The organism is Actinoplanes derwentensis (assembly GCF_900104725.1).
Lineage (GTDB): Bacteria > Actinomycetota > Actinomycetes > Mycobacteriales > Micromonosporaceae > Actinoplanes > Actinoplanes derwentensis.
On sequence record NZ_LT629758.1, the window covers coordinates 6,347,535 to 6,365,504 of the forward strand.

19 protein-coding genes are annotated in these 17,970 nt (G+C 69.7%); 14 read left to right on the forward strand and 5 right to left on the reverse strand.

The window, feature by feature from the left end:
* Positions 1-17: 17 nt before the first annotated feature.
* From BLU81_RS27800 to serA, 4 genes are all read left to right on the forward strand, one after another.
* A complete protein-coding gene (locus BLU81_RS27800) occupies positions 18-674 on the forward strand; it encodes a response regulator transcription factor (protein WP_092547545.1) in 657 nt (218 codons plus the stop codon).
* A complete protein-coding gene (locus BLU81_RS27805) occupies positions 671-1,789 on the forward strand; it encodes a sensor histidine kinase (protein WP_092547548.1) in 1,119 nt (372 codons plus the stop codon). Before BLU81_RS27800 ends, BLU81_RS27805 begins: the two co-directional genes overlap by 4 nt.
* A gap of 44 nt (positions 1,790-1,833) precedes the next feature.
* Entirely contained in the window at positions 1,834-2,757 is a 924-nt protein-coding gene (locus BLU81_RS27810; protein WP_092547551.1) for an aminoglycoside phosphotransferase family protein, read from the forward strand.
* 185 nt (positions 2,758-2,942) lie between these two features.
* A complete protein-coding gene (serA, locus tag BLU81_RS27815) occupies positions 2,943-4,157 on the forward strand; it encodes a phosphoglycerate dehydrogenase (protein ID WP_092547553.1) in 1,215 nt (404 codons plus the stop codon).
* Positions 4,158-4,198: 41 nt separating this feature from the next.
* On the opposite strand, the gene BLU81_RS27820 is transcribed toward serA, so the two are convergent.
* Together BLU81_RS27820 and BLU81_RS27825 are read right to left on the reverse strand one after the other, a co-directional pair.
* The gene (locus tag BLU81_RS27820) at positions 4,199-5,680 is read right to left on the reverse strand and encodes a hypothetical protein (RefSeq protein ID WP_092547555.1); all 1,482 of its coding nucleotides are present in this window, start codon (positions 5,678-5,680) and stop codon (positions 4,199-4,201) included.
* A gap of 482 nt (positions 5,681-6,162) precedes the next feature.
* On the reverse strand, positions 6,163-6,837 hold the full coding sequence (locus BLU81_RS27825; protein WP_092547557.1) for a response regulator: 675 nt from the start codon (positions 6,835-6,837) through the stop codon (positions 6,163-6,165).
* A gap of 208 nt (positions 6,838-7,045) precedes the next feature.
* On the opposite strand from BLU81_RS27825, the gene BLU81_RS27830 reads away from it, so the two are divergent.
* From BLU81_RS27830 to BLU81_RS27850, 5 genes are all read left to right on the forward strand, one after another.
* On the forward strand, positions 7,046-7,531 hold the full coding sequence (locus BLU81_RS27830; RefSeq protein WP_092557735.1) for a hypothetical protein: 486 nt from the start codon (positions 7,046-7,048) through the stop codon (positions 7,529-7,531).
* Between the two features lie 18 nt (positions 7,532-7,549).
* Positions 7,550-8,146: a class I SAM-dependent methyltransferase gene (locus tag BLU81_RS27835; protein ID WP_092547586.1), complete on the forward strand. Its 597-nt coding sequence runs from the start codon at positions 7,550-7,552 to the stop codon at positions 8,144-8,146.
* Between the two features lie 70 nt (positions 8,147-8,216).
* Positions 8,217-8,690: a MarR family winged helix-turn-helix transcriptional regulator gene (locus BLU81_RS27840; protein ID WP_231953547.1), complete on the forward strand. Its 474-nt coding sequence runs from the start codon at positions 8,217-8,219 to the stop codon at positions 8,688-8,690.
* Complete coding sequence (locus tag BLU81_RS27845) at positions 8,687-10,378, forward strand: MDR family MFS transporter (protein ID WP_092547587.1); 1,692 nt, start codon at positions 8,687-8,689, stop codon at positions 10,376-10,378. Before BLU81_RS27840 ends, BLU81_RS27845 begins: the two co-directional genes overlap by 4 nt.
* Positions 10,379-10,513: 135 nt before the next feature.
* Positions 10,514-10,822 carry an antibiotic biosynthesis monooxygenase family protein gene (locus BLU81_RS27850; RefSeq protein ID WP_092547588.1) on the forward strand — a complete coding sequence of 103 codons (309 nt, stop codon included), beginning with the start codon at positions 10,514-10,516 and terminating at the stop codon, positions 10,820-10,822.
* Positions 10,823-10,908: 86 nt separating this feature from the next.
* Here the strand turns inward: BLU81_RS27850 and BLU81_RS27855 are convergent, their stop codons facing one another.
* The gene (locus BLU81_RS27855; RefSeq protein ID WP_092547589.1) at positions 10,909-11,733 is read right to left on the reverse strand and encodes a GAF and ANTAR domain-containing protein; all 825 of its coding nucleotides are present in this window, start codon (positions 11,731-11,733) and stop codon (positions 10,909-10,911) included.
* Positions 11,734-12,131: 398 nt separating this feature from the next.
* Between BLU81_RS27855 and BLU81_RS27860 the strand changes: the two genes are divergently transcribed.
* The 3 genes from BLU81_RS27860 to BLU81_RS27870 all read left to right on the forward strand — a co-directional run bounded on the left by BLU81_RS27860 (position 12,132) and on the right by BLU81_RS27870 (position 14,217).
* A complete protein-coding gene (locus BLU81_RS27860) occupies positions 12,132-12,560 on the forward strand; it encodes a hypothetical protein (RefSeq protein ID WP_092547590.1) in 429 nt (142 codons plus the stop codon).
* 26 nt (positions 12,561-12,586) lie between these two features.
* Positions 12,587-12,907: a DUF3817 domain-containing protein gene (locus BLU81_RS27865; protein WP_092547591.1), complete on the forward strand. Its 321-nt coding sequence runs from the start codon at positions 12,587-12,589 to the stop codon at positions 12,905-12,907.
* 386 nt (positions 12,908-13,293) lie between these two features.
* Positions 13,294-14,217 carry a C40 family peptidase gene (locus BLU81_RS27870; RefSeq protein ID WP_092557739.1) on the forward strand — a complete coding sequence of 308 codons (924 nt, stop codon included), beginning with the start codon at positions 13,294-13,296 and terminating at the stop codon, positions 14,215-14,217.
* A 116-nt stretch (positions 14,218-14,333) separates the two neighbouring features.
* Here the strand turns inward: BLU81_RS27870 and BLU81_RS27875 are convergent, their stop codons facing one another.
* Positions 14,334-15,335: a sigma-70 family RNA polymerase sigma factor gene (locus BLU81_RS27875; protein WP_092547592.1), complete on the reverse strand. Its 1,002-nt coding sequence runs from the start codon at positions 15,333-15,335 to the stop codon at positions 14,334-14,336.
* 525 nt (positions 15,336-15,860) lie between these two features.
* On the opposite strand from BLU81_RS27875, the gene BLU81_RS27880 reads away from it, so the two are divergent.
* A complete protein-coding gene (locus BLU81_RS27880) occupies positions 15,861-16,544 on the forward strand; it encodes an SDR family NAD(P)-dependent oxidoreductase (protein WP_092547593.1) in 684 nt (227 codons plus the stop codon).
* Between the two features lie 52 nt (positions 16,545-16,596).
* On the opposite strand, the gene BLU81_RS27885 is transcribed toward BLU81_RS27880, so the two are convergent.
* Positions 16,597-17,196 carry a dTMP kinase gene (locus BLU81_RS27885; protein ID WP_092557741.1) on the reverse strand — a complete coding sequence of 200 codons (600 nt, stop codon included), beginning with the start codon at positions 17,194-17,196 and terminating at the stop codon, positions 16,597-16,599.
* Between the two features lie 192 nt (positions 17,197-17,388).
* Here BLU81_RS27885 and BLU81_RS27890 point away from each other — a divergent pair, with 192 nt between their 5' ends.
* Positions 17,389-17,970: a nucleotidyltransferase gene (locus BLU81_RS27890; protein WP_092547594.1), complete on the forward strand. Its 582-nt coding sequence runs from the start codon at positions 17,389-17,391 to the stop codon at positions 17,968-17,970.

Consider the following 17,970-nt stretch of genomic DNA (forward strand, 5'->3'; position numbering starts at 1 on the left):
GGGTCCAAGATGGAGGCATGCGGATCCTGGTGGTGGAGGACGAACCGCTGCTCGCCGACGCGGTCGCGCAGGGGTTGCGGCGGGAGACGCACGCCGTCGACGTCGTTTACGACGGCGGGTCGGCACTGGAACGGATCGACGTCAACGACTACGACGTGGTGGTCCTGGACCGGGACGTGCCGGTCGTGCACGGTGACAAGGTGTGCCAGGTGCTGGCCGAGCGCAAGGCCGGCATCCGGGTGCTGATGCTGACCGCGGCCGCCGGGATCGACGACCGGGTCACCGGGCTGGCTCTGGGCGCCGACGACTACCTGCCGAAACCGTTCGCGTTCCGGGAGCTGTCGGCACGGGTGGCGGCACTCGGGCGGCGGGCCCGGCCGGCCGCGCCGCCGGTGCTGCGCCGGGCCGGGATCAGCCTCGACCCGTACCGCCGCGAAGTGCACCGGGACGGCCGTTACGTGCCGCTGTCGCGCAAGGAGTTCGCGGTCCTGGCCGAACTGCTGCGCGCCGACGGTGTCGCGGTGTCCGCCGAGACGCTGCTGGAGAAGGCGTGGGACGAGAACGCCGACCCGTTCACCCACACCGTCCGGATGACGATCCTGAAACTACGCCGCAAGCTGGGTGATCCGCCGGTGGTGCTGACCGAACCGGGAGTGGGGTACCGGATCCGATGAGACTCACCGTCCGCGCCCGCCTGACCGCCGTCTACGGCGGCCTGTTCGTACTGGCCGGGATCGTCCTGCTCAGTGCCGTCTACGTCCTGGTCGAACGCAGTTCCCCGGCCGCCGCCGGCGTCGCCGTGCTCGATGTCGCCACGGCCGGGGCACCGCCGCAAGGGGGTGTCGCGTTCATCCGGAGAGTCGCCGAGGGAACCCAGGCCGACACCCTGCGCAGCATGCTTGTCCAGGGGGCGATCGCGCTGGTCGTGGTGAGTGCCGCGGCGATCGCGCTGGGCTGGCTGATCGCCGGGCGCCTGCTGCAGCCGCTGCACCAGATCACCGCGGCCGCCCGGCGGATCGCCGAGTCCCCGGCCGCCGACCGTGGCCTGCACGAACGGATCGCCCTGTCCGGGCCGAACGACGAGCTGAAACAACTCGCCGACACGTTCGACCTGATGCTGGCCCGGCTCGACCAGTCCCTCGACTCCCAGCGCCGGTTCATCGCCAACGCGTCGCACGAGCTGCGCACCCCGCTCACCCTCAACCGCACGCTGCTGGAGGTGGCTCTGGAACCCGAGACCACTTCCCCTGAGGTACGACAGCTCGGGGCCACGTTGCTGGCCGTCAACGACCGGCACGGGCGGCTGATCGACGGCCTGCTGCTGCTGGCCCGCTCCGATCGGGAGGTGACCGAACGGTCGTACGTCGACCTGGCCGACATCGTCGATCACGTGGCCGTCGCGGACTCGGTCAAGATGATCGCCGAACCCGCCGAGGCGGCCGTCCTGGGCGACCCGGTGCTGCTGGAAAGGCTGGTGCAGAACCTGGTGGAGAACGGGGTCCGGCACAACGTCCCGGACGGCTGGGTGAAGGTGACCTCCCGTACCCTCCCGGACGGCTGGGTCGAGTTGCAGGTCGCCAACTCCGGGCCGGTGGTGCCCCGCTACGAGGTGCCCGGCCTGTTCGAGCCGTTCCACCGCTACCGCACCGACCGGCTGGCCGGGCCCGGCGCCGGGCTGGGGCTCTCCATCGTCCGGGCGGTCGTCGGCGCGCATCAGGGCCGGTTACGGGCCGACGCCCGGGACGAGGGAGGCCTGGTGATCACGGTTCTCCTGCCCGGCGCACCCTGAAAATCGCTGTCTTCGGGCCGGCCGGAACTGCGAAGATCGCCGGCATGGCGCAACCGGGCGGAGTACGGATCGGCTGGGCGGACCTTCCCAGCCCGATCCAGCTGGACATCGAGCAGATCATCGGCGGCGGGCCGATCGTGGCCGCCGATTCCCAAGCCGGCGGCTTCTCCCCCGGCACCGCCGACCGGGTCCGCGCCGCCTCCGGAGCACGGGCGTTCGTCAAAGCGGTCACCCCGGCCCTCAACCAGCAGTCCGCCGACATGGCCCGCGACGAACTGCGGATCACCGCCGCCCTTCCCCGGCACGCCGCGTCGCCGAGGATGCTGGGCGGCTTCGACACCGGCGACTGGGTGGTGCTGGTCCTGGAGGACATCGAGGGCGTCCATCCGCGGACACCCTGGGTGGATGACGAGATCCGGGCCACCGCGGCCGCGCTGCGGGAACTGGCCACCGCGCTCACCCCGGCACCGATCGGCGGTCTGCCGACGGTGTACGAGAAATATGCCGAGGAGTTCTCCAGCTGGGACGCCCTGGCCGCCGACGTCCCGGCCGACCTCGACCCGTGGGCCGCGGCCCATCTGGACGATCTGCGGGCCGCCGCCGACCGGGGTGTGGCCGCCCTCGTCCACGGCGAGACCCTGGTCCACGCCGACCTGCGGGCCGACAACATCCTGGTCCGGCCGGACGGCGATCTGGTCATCGTCGACTGGCCGCACGCCTGTGTCGGCCCGGCCTGGACCGACTCGGTGCTCCTGGCGATCAACGTGATCGTGCACGGCGGCGATCCGGCCCCGCTGCTCGACGGCGTCGACCCCGACATCGTGACCGGTGTGCTGGCCGGAGCGGCCGCACTGTTCCACCACCGCTGCCGGCAGCCACCGCCGCCGGGTCTGCCCACGGTTCGGGCGTTCCAGCGTTTCCAGGCCGACGCCCTGCTCCCCTGGGTCCGATCCGCCCTTTCCGCCTAGATCACCGAAACGGGGCTGAACCACACCCGGTGCCGTCCCGTAACAGTTACGGGGTTGACCGGTAGATGGGACCTCCAGCACACCGCTCCGGGCCCGGCACACCGGGAGACTAGGCTCGAAGCCCGTGAACTGGGCTTCGGCGTGGCGGCCCGGGCGCCCAAACCGAATCATGGAACGGAAGATTGATGACCGACCAGCCCAAGGTGCGAGTCCTGCTTCTGGAGAGCATCCACCCCGACGCGGTTTCCCGCCTCGAGGAGGACGGTTTCCAGGTCGAGTCCCTGCGTAACGCGCTCGACGAGGTCGAGCTCGTCGAGCGCATCGCCGGCGTCCAGCTGCTCGGCATCCGGTCCAAGACGCAGGTGACGGCGAAGGTCCTGGAGGCCGCCGACAAGCTCGTCGGCATCGGCGCGTTCTGCATCGGCACCGACCAGATCGACCTGGCGGCGGCTTCGGCCGGCGGTGTCGCGGTCTTCAACGCCCCGTTCTCCAACACCCGCTCCGTGGTGGAGCTGGCGATCGCCGAGATCATCGCGCTGACCCGGCGGCTGACCGAGAAGAACGCGCTGATGCACGCCGGCGTCTGGGACAAGTCGGCCGACGGCGCCCACGAGATCCGCGGCCGCCGCCTCGGCATCGTCGGCTACGGCAACATCGGCACCCAGCTGTCGGTGCTGGCGGAGAACCTGGGCATGTCGGTCTCGTTCTACGACACCGCCGACAAACTGGCGCTGAGTAACGCACACCGTTGCGCCAGCCTGGACGAGCTGCTGGAATCCAGCGACATCGTCACCCTGCACGTCGACGGCCGCCCCGGCAACGCCGGTTTCTTCGGCGCCGAGCAGTTCGCGAAGATGCAGGCCGGCAGCCTGTTCCTGAACCTGTCCCGTGGCCTCATCGTCGACCACCTGGCCCTGCGGGACGCACTGAAGAGCGGCCGGCTGGCCGGTGCCGCCGTCGACGTGTTCCCGTTGGAGCCGAAGGGCCGCGGCGACGAGTTCCTGTCCGAGCTGCGTGGCCTGCCGAACGTGATCCTCACCCCGCACATCGGCGGTTCGACCGAGGAGGCCCAGTCCGACATCGGCGGCTTCGTGGCGAACAAGCTGGCCAAGTTCGTGACCGACGGCAACACCACGCTCAGTGTCAACCTGCCCGGCGTGACTCTGCCCGACCTGCCCGGCATGCACCGCATCGTGCACATGCACAAGAACACGCCTGGTGTGCTGGCCCAGGTCAACCGGATCCTCGCCGAGCACAACGTCAACGTCGAAGGTCAGATGCTGAGCACCCGCGGTGAGTACGGGTACCTGATCACCGACATCGCCCGTGGCTACCCCGACGGGGTCCTGGACCTGCTCCGCGACATGGAGCAGACCGTCCGCCTGCGCGTCCTGAACTGACCCGGAGTGGAGGGGCCCACGGCCCCTCCACGTCGAGACCGTCAGGACGGTGCGGAGGTCTCCACCTTCAGCAGGGTGACCGGCGCGACCGCGTCCACGTCGTACCGATTTCCGCTGGTCCAGTCCTTGGGCGTCAGGGTCGATCCGGGCGCCACGTCCTTCAGCGTCTTCGATCCGGCGGTCACCGTCGCCGCGCCGCCACCCACTTTGATCCGCACCGGACTGCCGGTGGGCGCGCGCAGGATCAGCTCCTCGATCCCGCCGGTGATCCGCATCGGCACCGTGCCGTTGGCCTGGGCCAGGTTCATCTCGGCCCGGCGGGTGCCGCCGACCAGCTCGATGGCTTTGATCCGGCCCTGGGTGAGGTCGACGATCCGCTCGGCGGAGTAGCCGGAGAACCGGATGGTCCACCGCACCTTCGCGCTCAGCACCACTTCGATCTCGCCGCCGCTTCCGGCGGTGTCCCGGTTCAGGTCCACCCGCAGCCGCTCGTCGCGGACCTCCGCGCTGGGCCGCGTGCCACTGCCTTCGGGCGTACTGACCCGGTAGAGGTCGGTGCCGAGGTCGTCGATCCGCAGCCGCACCCGGTCGGTGGCGGCCATCAGCTCGAAGGTGGCGATGTTCATGTCGTTGATCGGCCCGCTGACGACCTGCTGGTCACCACCACCGCCGCCGCCGAGGATCTCCCGGATCTGGTTGTCCTCGCCGGAGTAGTAGACGACGCCGGTGACCGCGACGACCGCGAGCGCCACCACGCCGAGCAGGGCCATGCCCACGGTCACCAGGCGGGACTGCCGGGGCGGCTGCGGCCGGGCACCGGGCAGCGGCGGGCCGTCACCGAAGACCACCGGCTCCCGCGACGGCGGCGGGCCGCCGGGCGACGACCACGACGCGGCGGTCTCGAAGGATCCACCCGGGTTGTCGTTGTCCGACCACAGAGGTGCGGCGGAGAGCCCGGACAGCGGCCCGGCGTCCGGTGTTCCGGCCGAGCCGGAGTCGAACGACGTCGGCCATGGCACACCGGCTCCGGACGGGCCGCCCGACGAGGGGTAGGCGCCGGCGGGGGAACTCGGGGAGAAGGACGCGGCCGGTGCCCAACTCTCCGTCCCGTTGCCCGGTTTCCGGACGATCGGCAGTTCCTCCGACGCGGCTTCGGCACCGCTGGTGCGCCGTCGCGGCATCTCACCGGTGCCGGAGTCGAGGTCGGCGCCGGAACCGCGTCCGGTCCGCCGCCGGGGCGCCGGATCCCCGGTCCCAAGGCCGGCCGTGGCGCTGTCGTCGTCGAGGCCGCTGGTCCGCCGCGCCGGGAACGCCCCGGAGGCCGTGCTCAGCGATCCCAGACCACCACCGGCCCGGCCACGCTGCTTCGGCATGCCCCCGGTGTCATCGCTGACCGGCCGCATACTCCCGGTGTCGTCACTGACCCGGCGAATGCTTCCGGTGTCGTCACTGACGCGCCGCATGCTTCCGGTGTCGTCACTGACCCGGCGAATGCTCCCGGTGTCGTCGCTGACGCGCGGCATGCTTCCGGTGTCGTCACCTCGGCCACGACCCGGGCGGGCCCCGCCGATCGGCCCGTCGCTGAACCCGAACGAGACCCGTCCCGGCCCGGCGGGCGAGGCCGGTCCGAACTCCGGTGGGGACGAGACCGGCTTGGAGGTAGACGGAGGGCCGGACGACGGCCGGACGGCCGGGCTGGAAAGTGCGGAAGGTGAAGAAAGAGGTGAAGTGGGTGAAGACGAGGATGCCGCAACCGGGCCGGGAAGTGACCCGTCACCCGGTGGCTCTCCCCCGCCGAACCAGGCGACCGGCTCCCCGCCGACATCCGGTCGGTTGGCCTGCGGCCGGCGTCGCGGCAGCCGTCCGCCCGGCGATTCCTCGCCTGGATCGGACGTGTCGCCGGCAGCGGCGGTACGGTCCACGTTTCCTCCCTGCAGCGCACCCACGGTGTGTCCCCCGTTAGAAGTACGTACGGAACAGCTTCCCGGATGAGTGATCGGAAGGTTTACCGCGGGTCAGGCCGGACGAGTCCCCGCCTGGTGGCGATGGCGACCGCTTCCAGCTGACTGTGCGCCCCCAGTTTGGCAAGGACGGCCTTCTGATATCCGCGGCAGGTGTGCACGCTGATGCCGAGCCGGCGGGCCACCGCGCGGGCGTCCAGACCGGCCGCCATCAACTGCAGGACCTCGTCCTCGCGGGCGGTCAGACCACCCGGGGTGAGGCCGTTCCCGCGCTGGCCGACGACCGTGGGGGTGGTGCTGCGCAGCAGCCGGGCGAGGATGTCGGTGGAGACGGTCATGCTGCCGCGGTGGGCGGTGCGCAGAGCGTTGAGGACGTCACCGAGAGCGCCGTTCTTGGAGATGAACCCGGCGGCTCCGGCGGTCGTCGCCCGGCGCACGAGGGTCTGGTCCTCGCTGGCAGTGAGGATCACCACACGGGAGTCCGGCTGGCGCACCCGGATCAGTTCGGCGATGGCAATGCCGTCGGCATCGGACAGTTCCGGGTCCATCACGATCACGTCGGGTGACAGGTCGGCTGCGAGGCGGATGGCCTCGGCGCCGGTGCCCGCGTATCCCACACAGTGCAGGTCCGGTTGACCCGCGAGGGCGTGTCCCAACAGTTCGGCGAAGGTCTGGTGACCGTCGACGACGAGCACAGTGATCGTCTCGCCGCTGTCCATACGTCACCCTTCCTTCATCCGGCCCCCGACGGGCTCCGCGCAGTCTAAGGATTACCCGACGAACTGCCTTCCCTACCAACAGACTGCCCACCGGAACGGCCGACGACCGGTTGCCCCCGAGCGGCCGCGATGACCAGTCGTTCGGCCGAGACACCCCCTCGCTTTGGGGCTTGTCGGCACCGTCCACCGGGCAGCACAGTTCTCGATCATGCACGACATCCAGCTCTTCGGCCGCCTTGAGGTCCGCACCCGTGGCATTCGCCTTTTCGGTGACGACTTCGGAGGCGCCGGCCCGCGGCAGCTCCTTGCCCTGCTCGCCCTGCGTGGCGAGTGGTCGCTTGTGGAGCTGGCCGACACGCTGGGTGTTCGCACCGACACGGTGAAGGCGGATCTGGGGATCCTCCGGGACCACCTGGAGCCGGGGGTGCGCCGCCGCGATTCGGTGATCACCACCCAGCGGGGCCGGGCCCGGCTGCGCACCGACCGGGTGCACGTCGACACGGCCACTTTCGACCAGTTGCTCGCCACCGCCGCCGGCCGCCCTCCGGACCGGGCCGCCCGCCCGCTGGCCGCCGCCGCCTTCCTGGCGTCCCGCCCGTTGCTGGAGGACGAGGACGCCCCGTGGGCCGCCGAGGCCCGTGCCGAGTACCGCGCCAAACTGATCATGGCGGGTGACCCTCAGCCGATCGGCTGAGCCCAGGACAATCATGGGGTGCTGCCCACTGTTCTCACCCCTGTGCCGTTCGCCCCGGAGATCTCTCTACATCTCGTCACCCAGCCGGTCGGGCTCTTCGACCTGACCGGTGGCGAGTTCCACAGCGACCAGCCGCCACCGTTCTGGGCCTTCGCCTGGGCCGGCGGCCAGGCGCTGGCCCGGCACCTGCTGGACGATCCGGCCGTGGTGGCCGGCCGCCGGGTGCTGGACGTCGCGACCGGCTCAGGAGTGGCCGCGGTCGCCGCCGCGTACTGCGGTGCCGCCGCGGTCGCCTGCACCGACCTCGACCCGGCCGCCGTGCAGGCGGCTCATCGCAACGCCTCCGCCAACGGCCTGTCGCTGGTCGGCCGACTGGACGGTCACCCCGAGGTGGTGCTGGCCGGGGACGTCTTCTACAGCCCGATCGTGGCGCCGAAGATGATCGCGACACTGCGCGAGGCCCGGAAGAACGGCGCGACGGTGCTGGTCGGCGATCCAGGCCGGGGTTTCTTCCCGGGGCGGCTCTTCGAACTGGTGACCGAGTACGTCGTCCCGGTCCCGGCCGTCCTGGAGGAGACCGAGGCGCTCACCACCGGTGTCTGGCGGATGAAATAGACCCGAGCCCGCATGCATTCATCACGCAACAAGTTGTAGGCTACACGCATATTGTGATCCGGAGGCGCACGTGCACGAACAGGAAACCACCCGGCTGGCCGAGGAAATCACGCGGTTGGTCCGGATGGGCGCGCGGTTCCGGGGCATGCTCAAACCCGGGGATCTCGGCGCCGAGTTCTCCGCGTTGATGCTGCTGCCACCGTTGCGCGCGATGGGTCCTCTCCGTGTCACCGACCTCGCCGAGGTCAAAGGGGCCGATCCGTCGACGGTCAGCCGCCAGGCCGCCCAGCTGGTGAAAGCGGGCCTGGCACGCCGGGAAGCAGACCCGGCCGACGGCCGTGCCTCACGCCTGGCCGTGACCGAAGCAGGCGTGGCCGCCTGCGAGCGGGTGCGCGAGGCCCGGGTGGCCATGCTCACCGAGGTCCTGGCCGACTGGCCCGCCAGCCGGATCGCCGCCTTCACCGATCTTTTCCACGATTTCAACGACGAGGTCGAGGCGCACCTGCGTACCGACCCGGGACCACCTCCACGGGAGACTTCGTGAGCCACCCAGCCCCAGCGGCGACCGCGCCGGTGGAATTCACCCACCGCCAGATCCTGACGATCCTCGGCGGCCTGATGATGGGCATGTTCCTCGCCGCGCTGGATCAGACGATCATGGCCACCGCGACCCGGACCATCGCCGACGACCTGCAGGGCTTCAACCTGCAGGCCTGGGCCACCACGGCCTTCCTGATCACGTCGACGATCGCCACCCCGTTGTACGGCAAGTTGTCCGACATCTACGGCCGCCGCCCGTTCTTCCTGCTGGCGATCGGCATCTTCATCGTCGGCTCGTTCCTCTGCGGCCTCTCCGACAGCATGTGGCAGCTGGCCGCCTTCCGGGCCGTCCAGGGGCTCGGCGCCGGCGGTCTGATGTCACTCGCGCTGGCGATCATCGGCGACATCGTCCCGCCCCGCGAGCGTGCCAAATATCAGGGCTTCTTCCTCGCCGTCTTCGGTACGGCCAGCGTGCTCGGCCCGATCATGGGCGGCTTCTTCGCCGGCGCCGACGAGCTGCTCGGTACGGCCGGCTGGCGCTGGGTGTTCTTCATCAACGTGCCGATCGGCCTGGCCGCGATGGCCGTGGTCGCCAAGGTGCTGCACCTGCCGCACAACCGGGTGAACCACCGGATCGACTGGCCCGGCGCGCTCACCCTGATCCTCTGCCTGGTGCCGGTGCTGACCGTCGCCGAGCAGGGCCGTGAGTGGGGCTGGAGTTCGGGCCGCTCGATCGCCTGTTTCGTGATCGGTGCGATCGGCCTGATCGGTTTCATCCTCGCCGAACGCGCCTACAAGGACGAGGCACTGCTCCCGCTGGCTCTGCTGGGCAAGCGGACCGTGGCAGTCGGGGTGACCGCCAGCACGATCCTGGGCATGGCGATGTTCGGCGGCCTGATGACCGTGCCGCTGTACCTGCAGATCGTGAAGGGCTCGACGGCCACCGAGGCCGGCCTGCAGATGATCCCGTTCGTGGTGGGCATCATGACCGGCTCGATCGTCTCCGGTCAGCTGATCTCCCGTACCGGCCGCTACCGGATCTTCCCGATCGTCGGCAGTGTCTTCATGGTGAGCGCGCTCTTCCTGTTCTCGCTGGTCGGCGCGGACACCCCGCTGTGGCGGGTGATGCTGGTGATGGTGCTGATGGGTCTCGGCCTGGGCAGCAACATGCAGCCGATGATCACCGCCGTACAGAACGCGGTCTCACCCCGGCAGATCGGCACGGCCACCGGCGCGGTCACGTTCTTCCGCTCGATGGGCGGCACGCTCGGCACCGCGATCTTCCTGTCGGTGCTGTTCAACGTGCTGCCCGGCAACATCGAGAAGGCGTACTCGTCGGCGCAGCAGACGCCGGAGTTCCAGCAGGCGCTGGCTGCCGACCCGGCCCAGGCCGAGGTCCTCAAGACGGCCATGAGCGGCGCCGGCCTCACCGACACGTCGTTCCTCGGCAAGCTCGCCGACGCGGTCTCGCACCCGTTCAAGGTCGGTTTCGCCGACAGCGTGCACGTGGTCTACCTGATCGCCTTCTTCATCATGATCATCGGCTTGATCGTGGTCTTCTTCCTGCCGGAGATCCCGCTGTCGCAGCGCTCGGCCCAGCAGGCCCGCGCCGAGGACGCCCTCGCGGCCGCGGAGCGCCAGGACACCCCGAACCAGGCGGGCGTCAAGGCAGGCGGCGAGGGACCCGCTTAAGACCGATTGCGGGGGTACGGGGACAAAGGCACCGCCCCGGCCCCCGCCCCGCCTCGGGTCCCACCCCACGACGCGCGGCAGCCCTCCCCCGTCACCTCTCGCGGCCGCTCAGCGGCGCGAAGTAGCGTGGCCGGTATGGCTGTTGTGAAGATCAACGCGATCGAGGTTCCCGAGGGCGCCGGCCCCGAGCTGGAGAAGCGGTTCGCCGCCCGTCACGGCGCGGTGGAGAACTCCCCGGGCTTCCTCGGTTTCGAGCTGCTGCGCCCGGTGTCCGGCGAGACCCGCTACTTCGTCTACACCCGCTGGGAGACCGAGGAGGACTTCCAGAACTGGTCGAACGGCCGCGCCAAGGAGGCCCACGCCGGCGAGCGCGCCAAGCCCGTCGCCTCCGGCGCCAGCCTCCTGGAGTTCGAGGTCATCCAGTCGGTGGAGAAGCCGAGCTGACACCACTCGACACGACGAAACGCCGCCGGTCTCCGTACCGGCGGCGTTTCGTCGTGAAAGACCCGCCCCGCAGAGGCTCAGCACCGCTATCCGGCGTTGCGAGCCGCCGCTGTCACCAGGCGAGCGGCGACCGTGCCGCGGTCCAGGCCGAGACGCTGGGCGCTCTCCTGGAGGATCGCGTAGGCCTCCTGCACGCCGCAGCCGCGCTGCGCGATGATCACGCCGACCGCCCGGTCCACCACGGCGCCCTCGGTCAGGGCTTCCCGCCGATGCAACTCGCCGAGCAGCACCTCGGCCTGCCCGGCCAGGGCCATCGCGGTGACCAGCACCTCCGGGTCGACATCGCCGCGCCGGTCGGGGTAGACGCTGACCGCGCCGACGGCGGTCCGCCGCACGTCGAGCGGGATCGCCACGACCGCCCGCAGGTTCTCGGTGCGGGCGGCGGCACGTAGCTCCGGCCATCGTTCGTCGCCGGCCAGGTCGGTGGCGGTCACCACGGTCCGGGTGCGGGCGGCTTCGAGTCCGGGGCCGGCGCCCCCCTCGTACTGAAGCCGGTCGAACGTCTCCCCCGCCGGCCCGGCGGAGGCCTCGGTGAGGGGCCCGCCCTCGCCGATCAGCACGACGGAGCAGCGCACCACGCCCGCCAGGGCGGCGGTGGCCACGGCGAGCCGGTCGAGGGCCTGGTTGAGGGAGTCCGCGGCGAGCAGGCGGACGGTGAGCTCGTGCAGGTGCCCGGCGATCTCCACCGGATGCGGACCGGCCGGGCCGGGTGGGGCGGAGTGCCGGGCGGCACTCCCGCGCTTGCCGGAGGGGCGGCGCGGGAAGGCCGGTGCGGCGCCGTCTTCAGGGGTGCGCCGGGTCAGCCGGGCGCCACGCTGCGCGGCCGGGACTCGCCGTTTCGGGGCAGACACCCGACGGATATTGCCACGTCTATCCGGAAACGCGCACGATTAGGTGCCCCGATCGGGGGGTGTTGACCGGATAAACCTCGATCCGCGACATTCACCGAGTTGCGGAAAGTACTGCGCCGCCCCTCGGATGATCCGAGAGGCGGCGCGAATGCCGGTGTGCAGGTCGCCTCGCGGCGAGTGGCTCAACACGGCTCCAGCCGAGCGGTATTCCGTGCAGGCGTTGGGTGAGGCCCGGGGACACTGGGCACACCGGCATTCGTTCACAACCGTCGGCACCGGCCCATGATTCCGTGAGCCGATGTGACCTGGACCACACCCCGCCACTGTCCGATCGGCGGCACCGGCGCCTCCCGGTCGCCCCCGCCGGAGCCGGGCGAACCCGCCGGTAGGCTCAGGGCATGAAAGGGCTGTTGACTCCGGCATGGATGGCCCGCCATCTGCTCGCCCTCGTGATGACCGCGACCTGCCTCGCGCTGGGCTGGTGGCAGTTCAGCCGGGCCGCCGACGGCAACTCGATCAGTTACGGCTACATGTTCCAGTGGCCGGTGTTCGGCGGTTTCGTCGTCTTCATCTGGATCCGGGAGATGCAGCTGGCCCGCCGCAAGGCCGAGGGCCGGCCGCTGACCGACGCCGAGCCCGAGCGTCGGGCCACGACCGAGCCGGGTGCGCCGGTGACCCTGGGCCGCCCGGTCCGCGTCGCGGTCACCCGATCCGGCGACGACACGCCCGATCCGGAGCTGGACGCCTACAACGATTACCTGGCCTGGCTCGCCGCCCATCCGGGTGCCGGGCCGTCCGACTATCCGGGCCGCGTCCCCCACAAATAGCGCAGAGCTAGAAGGAGTCACCGACCGTGCAGGGAGCCCTCACCCGTTACCGGATCATCGCCTGGATCGTCGGCGTGGTCCTGATCGCCCTCGTCGTCGTCGGCATGCCGTTGAAGTACGGCCCCAGCGACAACCCGATCGTGGTCGAGACGGTGGGCCCGTTCCACGGTTTCCTCTACATGGTCTACCTGGTGCTCACTTTCGACCTGGCACGCCGCGCGAAGTGGGCTTTCGGCCGGATGGTCCTGGTGATGCTGGCCGGCACCATCCCGTTCTTCTCGTTCTGGGCCGAGCGCCAGGTGACCCGGAACTGGATTCCGGTCGCCGAGCCGGCGCTGAGCGAATAGTCCGGTCCCCAGCGCGTAAATAACGCTCAGCGGCGGTCGAATAACGGAACGTTATCGGGACTATTAACGCAAGTCCGGCCATTGGTAAAAATCACTCGCCGAGGTCTTGATTTCTTTTCTTCCGTCGATAGGTTAATGCGGTTGGTCCGGTCCGCAGCCACAACCCCTCGGGTGGCGCCGGCCAACGCCGCCGATCAATACATGGCGATCCGCCGTCCTGACCCCGGGACGGCGGTCGTTTCATGAACCGGGCCGGGACAGCCGACGTGGACAGGGCCTCTCTTCCAGCCCCACCGTCCCGCCGACCCGGTCAGGCGGCCAGCGGAAGAAAGGCCCCTGACCCAGTGCCACACCCCCGAAACAGGTTCCGGGCGCTCGTGGTCGCGATGACGGCGTTCGCGATCACCGTCTCGGGCGGGACGGCAGCGCACGCCGCTCCGACCGAGAAAGAGCTCAAGAAGAAGATCGAGACCGCCTCGGAGAAACTCGAGGACGTCACCGAGCAGTACAACAAGCTGCGCCTGGACATCAAGAAGACCAAGGCCGACGGCGTCAAGCTGGAAGCCTCTCTGAAACCGGCCCAGGACGCCCTCGACGCCGCCACGGCCAAGGTGGGCACCATCGCCACCACCACGTACATGCAGGGTCGCACCGGCCCGATGACAGTGATGGTGAGCGGTGACTCGGAGAACCTGATGGAGCGCCTGGCGTTCCTGGAGCAGATCACCCGCTCCAACCAGCAGGACATCGACGCCTTCACCGAGACCACCCAGTCCTTCGCCGATCGCAAGACGGCACTGGCGACCACGCTGAAGAAGCAGAACGTCCAGTCCAAGGAACTGGTAGCGACGAAGAAGAAGATCGAGGGCGACCTCGAGGACCTGTACGACATGCGGGAGACCGTCTACGGCAGCCCCACCGAGGGCGGCAGCGGCTCCTACACCGGCCCGATCCCGAACATCGCGGGCTCGGCCGGCGTGGCCGTCACGTTCGCGTTCAACCAGATCGGCAAGCCGTACGGTTTCGGCGACGCTGGCCCGAACTCGTACGACTGCTCGGGTCTGACCTCGGCGGCCTGGGCGAAGGCGGGCAAGTCCCTGCCGCACAACGCCGCCGCGCAGTACAGCGCCACCGCGCGAATCAGCAAGTCCGACCTGCAGCCCGGTGACCTGGTGTTCTACCGGAACAACGCGCACGTCGCGATCTACGTCGGCAGCAACATGATCATCGACGCGCCGTCGGCGGGCCGGGACGTGCTGCACCGCACGATCAACATCATGACCCCGAACGGATACGGCCGGGTCAAGTAGCACCAGAACCTGTCTGAGCTACGGCTAGCCGTAGCTCAGACAGGTTCTGCGGAACACCGGAACGCGGAGAAGGCCGGCACCCCGAGGGGTACCGGCCTTCATCGTCTTGCGGAACGTCAGGCGGCCTGCAGGCCCTCGGCCCGGGCCAGCTCCCGCAGCCGGCCAAGCGCCTGGATCTCCAGCTGGCGGATCCGCTCGCGGCTCAGCGAGAACCGGGACGCCACCTCGGTCAGCGAGTGCTCGCGACCGTCCTCCAGGCCGTAGCGGGCCCGCATGATGCCGGCCGAACGGTCGTCGAGGTGGTTGAGCAGACCCTCGATGCGCTGCCGCTCCAGGGCGTTGAGGACGATCTCCTCGGGGCTCGGGGCGTCGCTGTCGGCCACCAGGTCACCGAGGTTGGTGTCGCCGTCGTCGCCGACCGGGGTGTCCAGCGAGACGGTGTCCTGCGCCCAGCGGGTCAGCTCGTTGACTCGCTCGACGGTCACGCCCAGCGCGGCCGCGACCTGGTCCGGCTCCGGGTCGCCGCCCAGCTCACGGACCAGCTGACGGGTGACGTTACGCATCCGGTTGACGTCTTCGACCAGGTGCACGGGGAGCCGGACGGTGCGCTCCTGCTGGGCGATGGCCCGGCTGATCGCCTGACGGACCCACCAGGTGGCGTAGGTCGAGAACTTGTAGCCGCGCTCGTAGTCGAACTTCTCCACCGCTCGGACCAGGCCGGTGTTGCCCTCCTGGATCAGGTCCAGCATCGGCATGCCGGACCGCACGTAGCGGCGTGCGATGGAGACGACCAGACGAAGGTTGGCCCGGATGAACAGGTCCTTCGCGTGGTGGCCCTCGGAGACGAGACGCTCCAGTTCCTCCCGGCTGACGCCGCGACGGATCTCGCCCGTTTCGAGCAGGTGCTCGGCGTAGAGGCCGCCTTCGATCGCCTTGGAGAGTTCAACCTCCCGTGCGGCGTCCAACAACGGTGTCCGGGAGATCTCGTGCAGGTAGACTCCGACGAGGTCGCGCTCTTCGGCAACCTGATCGGTACGCATCACTGTGCTCTTCTCCACGTTGCCCACGGTCCCCTCATTGCCGTCACTAACCCTGTTACGGGCATTACCTGCGTCCATCAGCCCTCTCCCGTAACGTCCGCAGCTCGTGCATTGCGGTTGCTGACATCCACATAACAAATTGCTGGCTGGACTGATTCCAGCTGATGGGTCGAAAGTGTCACGAATGCCTGGGTGGTACCTGAGAGCCCAGTGCGCGATCCCTGAGTGCAGCATCGTCGCGACCGTCCTGCTGACGGTCGGATACCCTTTGCGCGACTCATAACACCATCGGCCTCTCATCGTCACAGCGACGGCCATCACCCTGGGCGACGCGATGTCCGTCACCCCCGAGTACGTGTTTCGTGCCCGTGAGGTTCATGTGCAGCATCGGCCGTGCGGCAAGAGGCCTGAAACAAAAGCCCCGCGAAAAGATCCGGACCCGCGGGGCGAACGGGGCCATCGGTCACAATGCGCCCTGCCGGGCCACACTTCACTCGCCCACACGGGTGACGTCCGGTGAGCGCCGAACATTCCCAGGTGGCGGACAGGTTCGCTGGGCGAGTGAGGAACAGCACACCCACGACGGTGTGACAACCTGCTCGGATGGCCAACACAGCTCTCATCACCGGCGGCGCCGGCGCGCTCGGTTTCTCCACGATCAACGTGTTCCTGGACGCCGGATGGCACGTGGTCGCCCCGGTGCGGCCCGGCCGTGCGGGCGATGTGCCAGCCGACTGTTTTCCGGTCGAGGCTGATCTCACGTCGGCCGCCGACACGGCTGCCGCGGTCGCGGCGGCCACCGACGACCCGGCCAGCCCGCTCACCGCGGTGGTCAACCTGGTCGGCGGGTTCGCCAGTGGTGGGCTGATCGCCGACACCCCGGTCGAGGACTTCGAGGCGATGCTGTCGATGAACCTGCGGCCGACGTACCTGCTCACGGCGGCGGCTCTGCCGTACCTGATCGGCGCCGGAGGCGGCTCGGTCGTGTGTGTCTCGTCGCGGGCCGCGCTCTCGCCCTTTCCCGGTGCGGCCGGTTATGTCACCGCCAAGGCCGCGGTGCTGGCGTTCGCCGCCGCAGTCGACGTCGAGTATCGCAAGCGGGGCGTGCGCTGCAACACGGTGCTGCCCAGCGTGATCGACACCCCGACGAACCGGGCCGCCATGCCGGACGCCGACCACGACCGCTGGGTGAGCCCGGCCGCGATCGCCGAGACGATCCTCTTCCTGGCCTCGAAGGCGTCGGCCCCGGTGAGCGGCGCTCAGATCCCGGTCTACGGCCAGGCCTGACGCGGCGCGGCCGGGACTGACGCGGCGCGGCCAGACCTGAACGGGCGCGGTCTCAGGACTGAAGGGCTTCGAGTTCTGTCCGGATCGCCTTGGTGACCTGCGCGGGAGTGCCGTTGGCGTCGATCACCACGAACCTCGGGTACTCCGGGAGCGAACGGTAGGCGGCGTCAGCGGCCCGCAGGTAGTCCATCGTCTCGGTGTCGTAGCCGCGCCGCTCGATCCGGTCCTGCGCGACCTCGGGGTCGACGGCCAGGAAGAACATCACGTCCGGGTGCGGGAACAGGTGGTAGGCGACCCGGGCCGTCCGCTCGGCGGACCGGTGCGCGCCGTGGGCCCGGAGGCTGGCGAACTGGCAGACCGCGTACCGGTCCATCACGGCGATCTCCCGGTTCACGGTCCGGCGCAGCAGGGTGCGGGCGATCGCGAACCAGCGCAGCACCGACTCGACGACCAGGGTCCCGCGGCGGCCGAGGAGGTCTTCGGCGTCGGTGCGGCCGAGCAGCACCGCGATCCGGCCGAACCAGTGGCGGCCCCCGGCGTTCTGCCGGTACCGGGCCGGGAATCCGGCGGCGGCCAGCTCGGCGGCGACGGTGCGGGCCTGGGTGGTCTTGCCGGAGCCGTCGATGCCGACCAGTGCGATGGTGCGCGGCATCCGGCGGGGATATCGGGGGTCCGCGACCGGCTGAGACTGCGCCATGAGAGCCATACCGACCCACGGTAGCTCCGGTACGCACATTCGGTTCCCCGGCACGGACCGATTCAGTCCTCCAGACTGGTCGCGGGGGTTCAGGGCAGCTCACTCCGGGTAGTCGTGAACGAATCAGACACGGACAGGAGGGTCGGCATGCCACACCGCGTGGACGAGGGTTTGGCCATCACTTTGAAACGGGTCGCGTCGATTCTCAAGAGTTCGGAGATCCCGTTCGCGCTGGGTGGGAGCTTCGCCGTGTACGCCCGCGGCGGCTACTCCAGTGATCACGACGTGGACTTCCTGATTCGCGAGCAGGACAAGGACCGGGCGCTGCAGGAGTTGTCGCAGGCCGGCTTCGAGACCGAGCAGCCGCCGGAGGACTGGCTGGTGAAGGTCTTCGACGAGGGCCGGATGGTGGATCTGATCTTCCGGCCGGTGGAGTCGCCGGTGGACGACGAGACGCTGGCGGACACCGAGCAGATCTCGGTCGAGGCGATCAACATGCCGGTGGTGTCCGCCACCCGGCTGATGGTGCACAAGCTGCTCAGCTACAGCCAGCACTACTGCGATTTCGCGACCGGGCTACCGGTCGCCCGGTCGTTGCGGGAGCAGATCGATTGGGAGCGGGTCCGGCGGGAGACCGGTGATTCGCCGTACGCCGAGGCGTTCTTCGTGTTGCTCGACCGGCTCGACGTCGCGCCGCACCCGGACCGGGAACTGAGGGTAGGGGGATGA

Coding starts and splice junctions, on each gene's coding strand:
- BLU81_RS27800 (WP_092547545.1), top strand. CDS start 18: ATGCGGATCCTGGTGGTGGAGGACGAACCGCTGCTCGCCGACGCGGTC.
- BLU81_RS27805 (WP_092547548.1), top strand. CDS start 671: ATGAGACTCACCGTCCGCGCCCGCCTGACCGCCGTCTACGGCGGCCTG.
- BLU81_RS27810 (WP_092547551.1), top strand. CDS start 1,834: ATGGCGCAACCGGGCGGAGTACGGATCGGCTGGGCGGACCTTCCCAGC.
- serA (WP_092547553.1), top strand. CDS start 2,943: ATGACCGACCAGCCCAAGGTGCGAGTCCTGCTTCTGGAGAGCATCCAC.
- BLU81_RS27820 (WP_092547555.1), bottom strand. CDS start 5,680: ATGCCGCGCGTCAGCGACGACACCGGGAGCATTCGCCGGGTCAGTGAC.
- BLU81_RS27825 (WP_092547557.1), bottom strand. CDS start 6,837: ATGGACAGCGGCGAGACGATCACTGTGCTCGTCGTCGACGGTCACCAG.
- BLU81_RS27830 (WP_092557735.1), top strand. CDS start 7,046: ATGCACGACATCCAGCTCTTCGGCCGCCTTGAGGTCCGCACCCGTGGC.
- BLU81_RS27850 (WP_092547588.1), top strand. CDS start 10,514: ATGGCTGTTGTGAAGATCAACGCGATCGAGGTTCCCGAGGGCGCCGGC.
- BLU81_RS27860 (WP_092547590.1), top strand. CDS start 12,132: ATGAAAGGGCTGTTGACTCCGGCATGGATGGCCCGCCATCTGCTCGCC.
- BLU81_RS27870 (WP_092557739.1), top strand. CDS start 13,294: ATGACGGCGTTCGCGATCACCGTCTCGGGCGGGACGGCAGCGCACGCC.
- BLU81_RS27875 (WP_092547592.1), bottom strand. CDS start 15,335: ATGGACGCAGGTAATGCCCGTAACAGGGTTAGTGACGGCAATGAGGGG.
- BLU81_RS27880 (WP_092547593.1), top strand. CDS start 15,861: ATGGCCAACACAGCTCTCATCACCGGCGGCGCCGGCGCGCTCGGTTTC.
- BLU81_RS27885 (WP_092557741.1), bottom strand. CDS start 17,196: ATGCCGCGCACCATCGCACTGGTCGGCATCGACGGCTCCGGCAAGACC.
- BLU81_RS27890 (WP_092547594.1), top strand. CDS start 17,389: ATGCCACACCGCGTGGACGAGGGTTTGGCCATCACTTTGAAACGGGTC.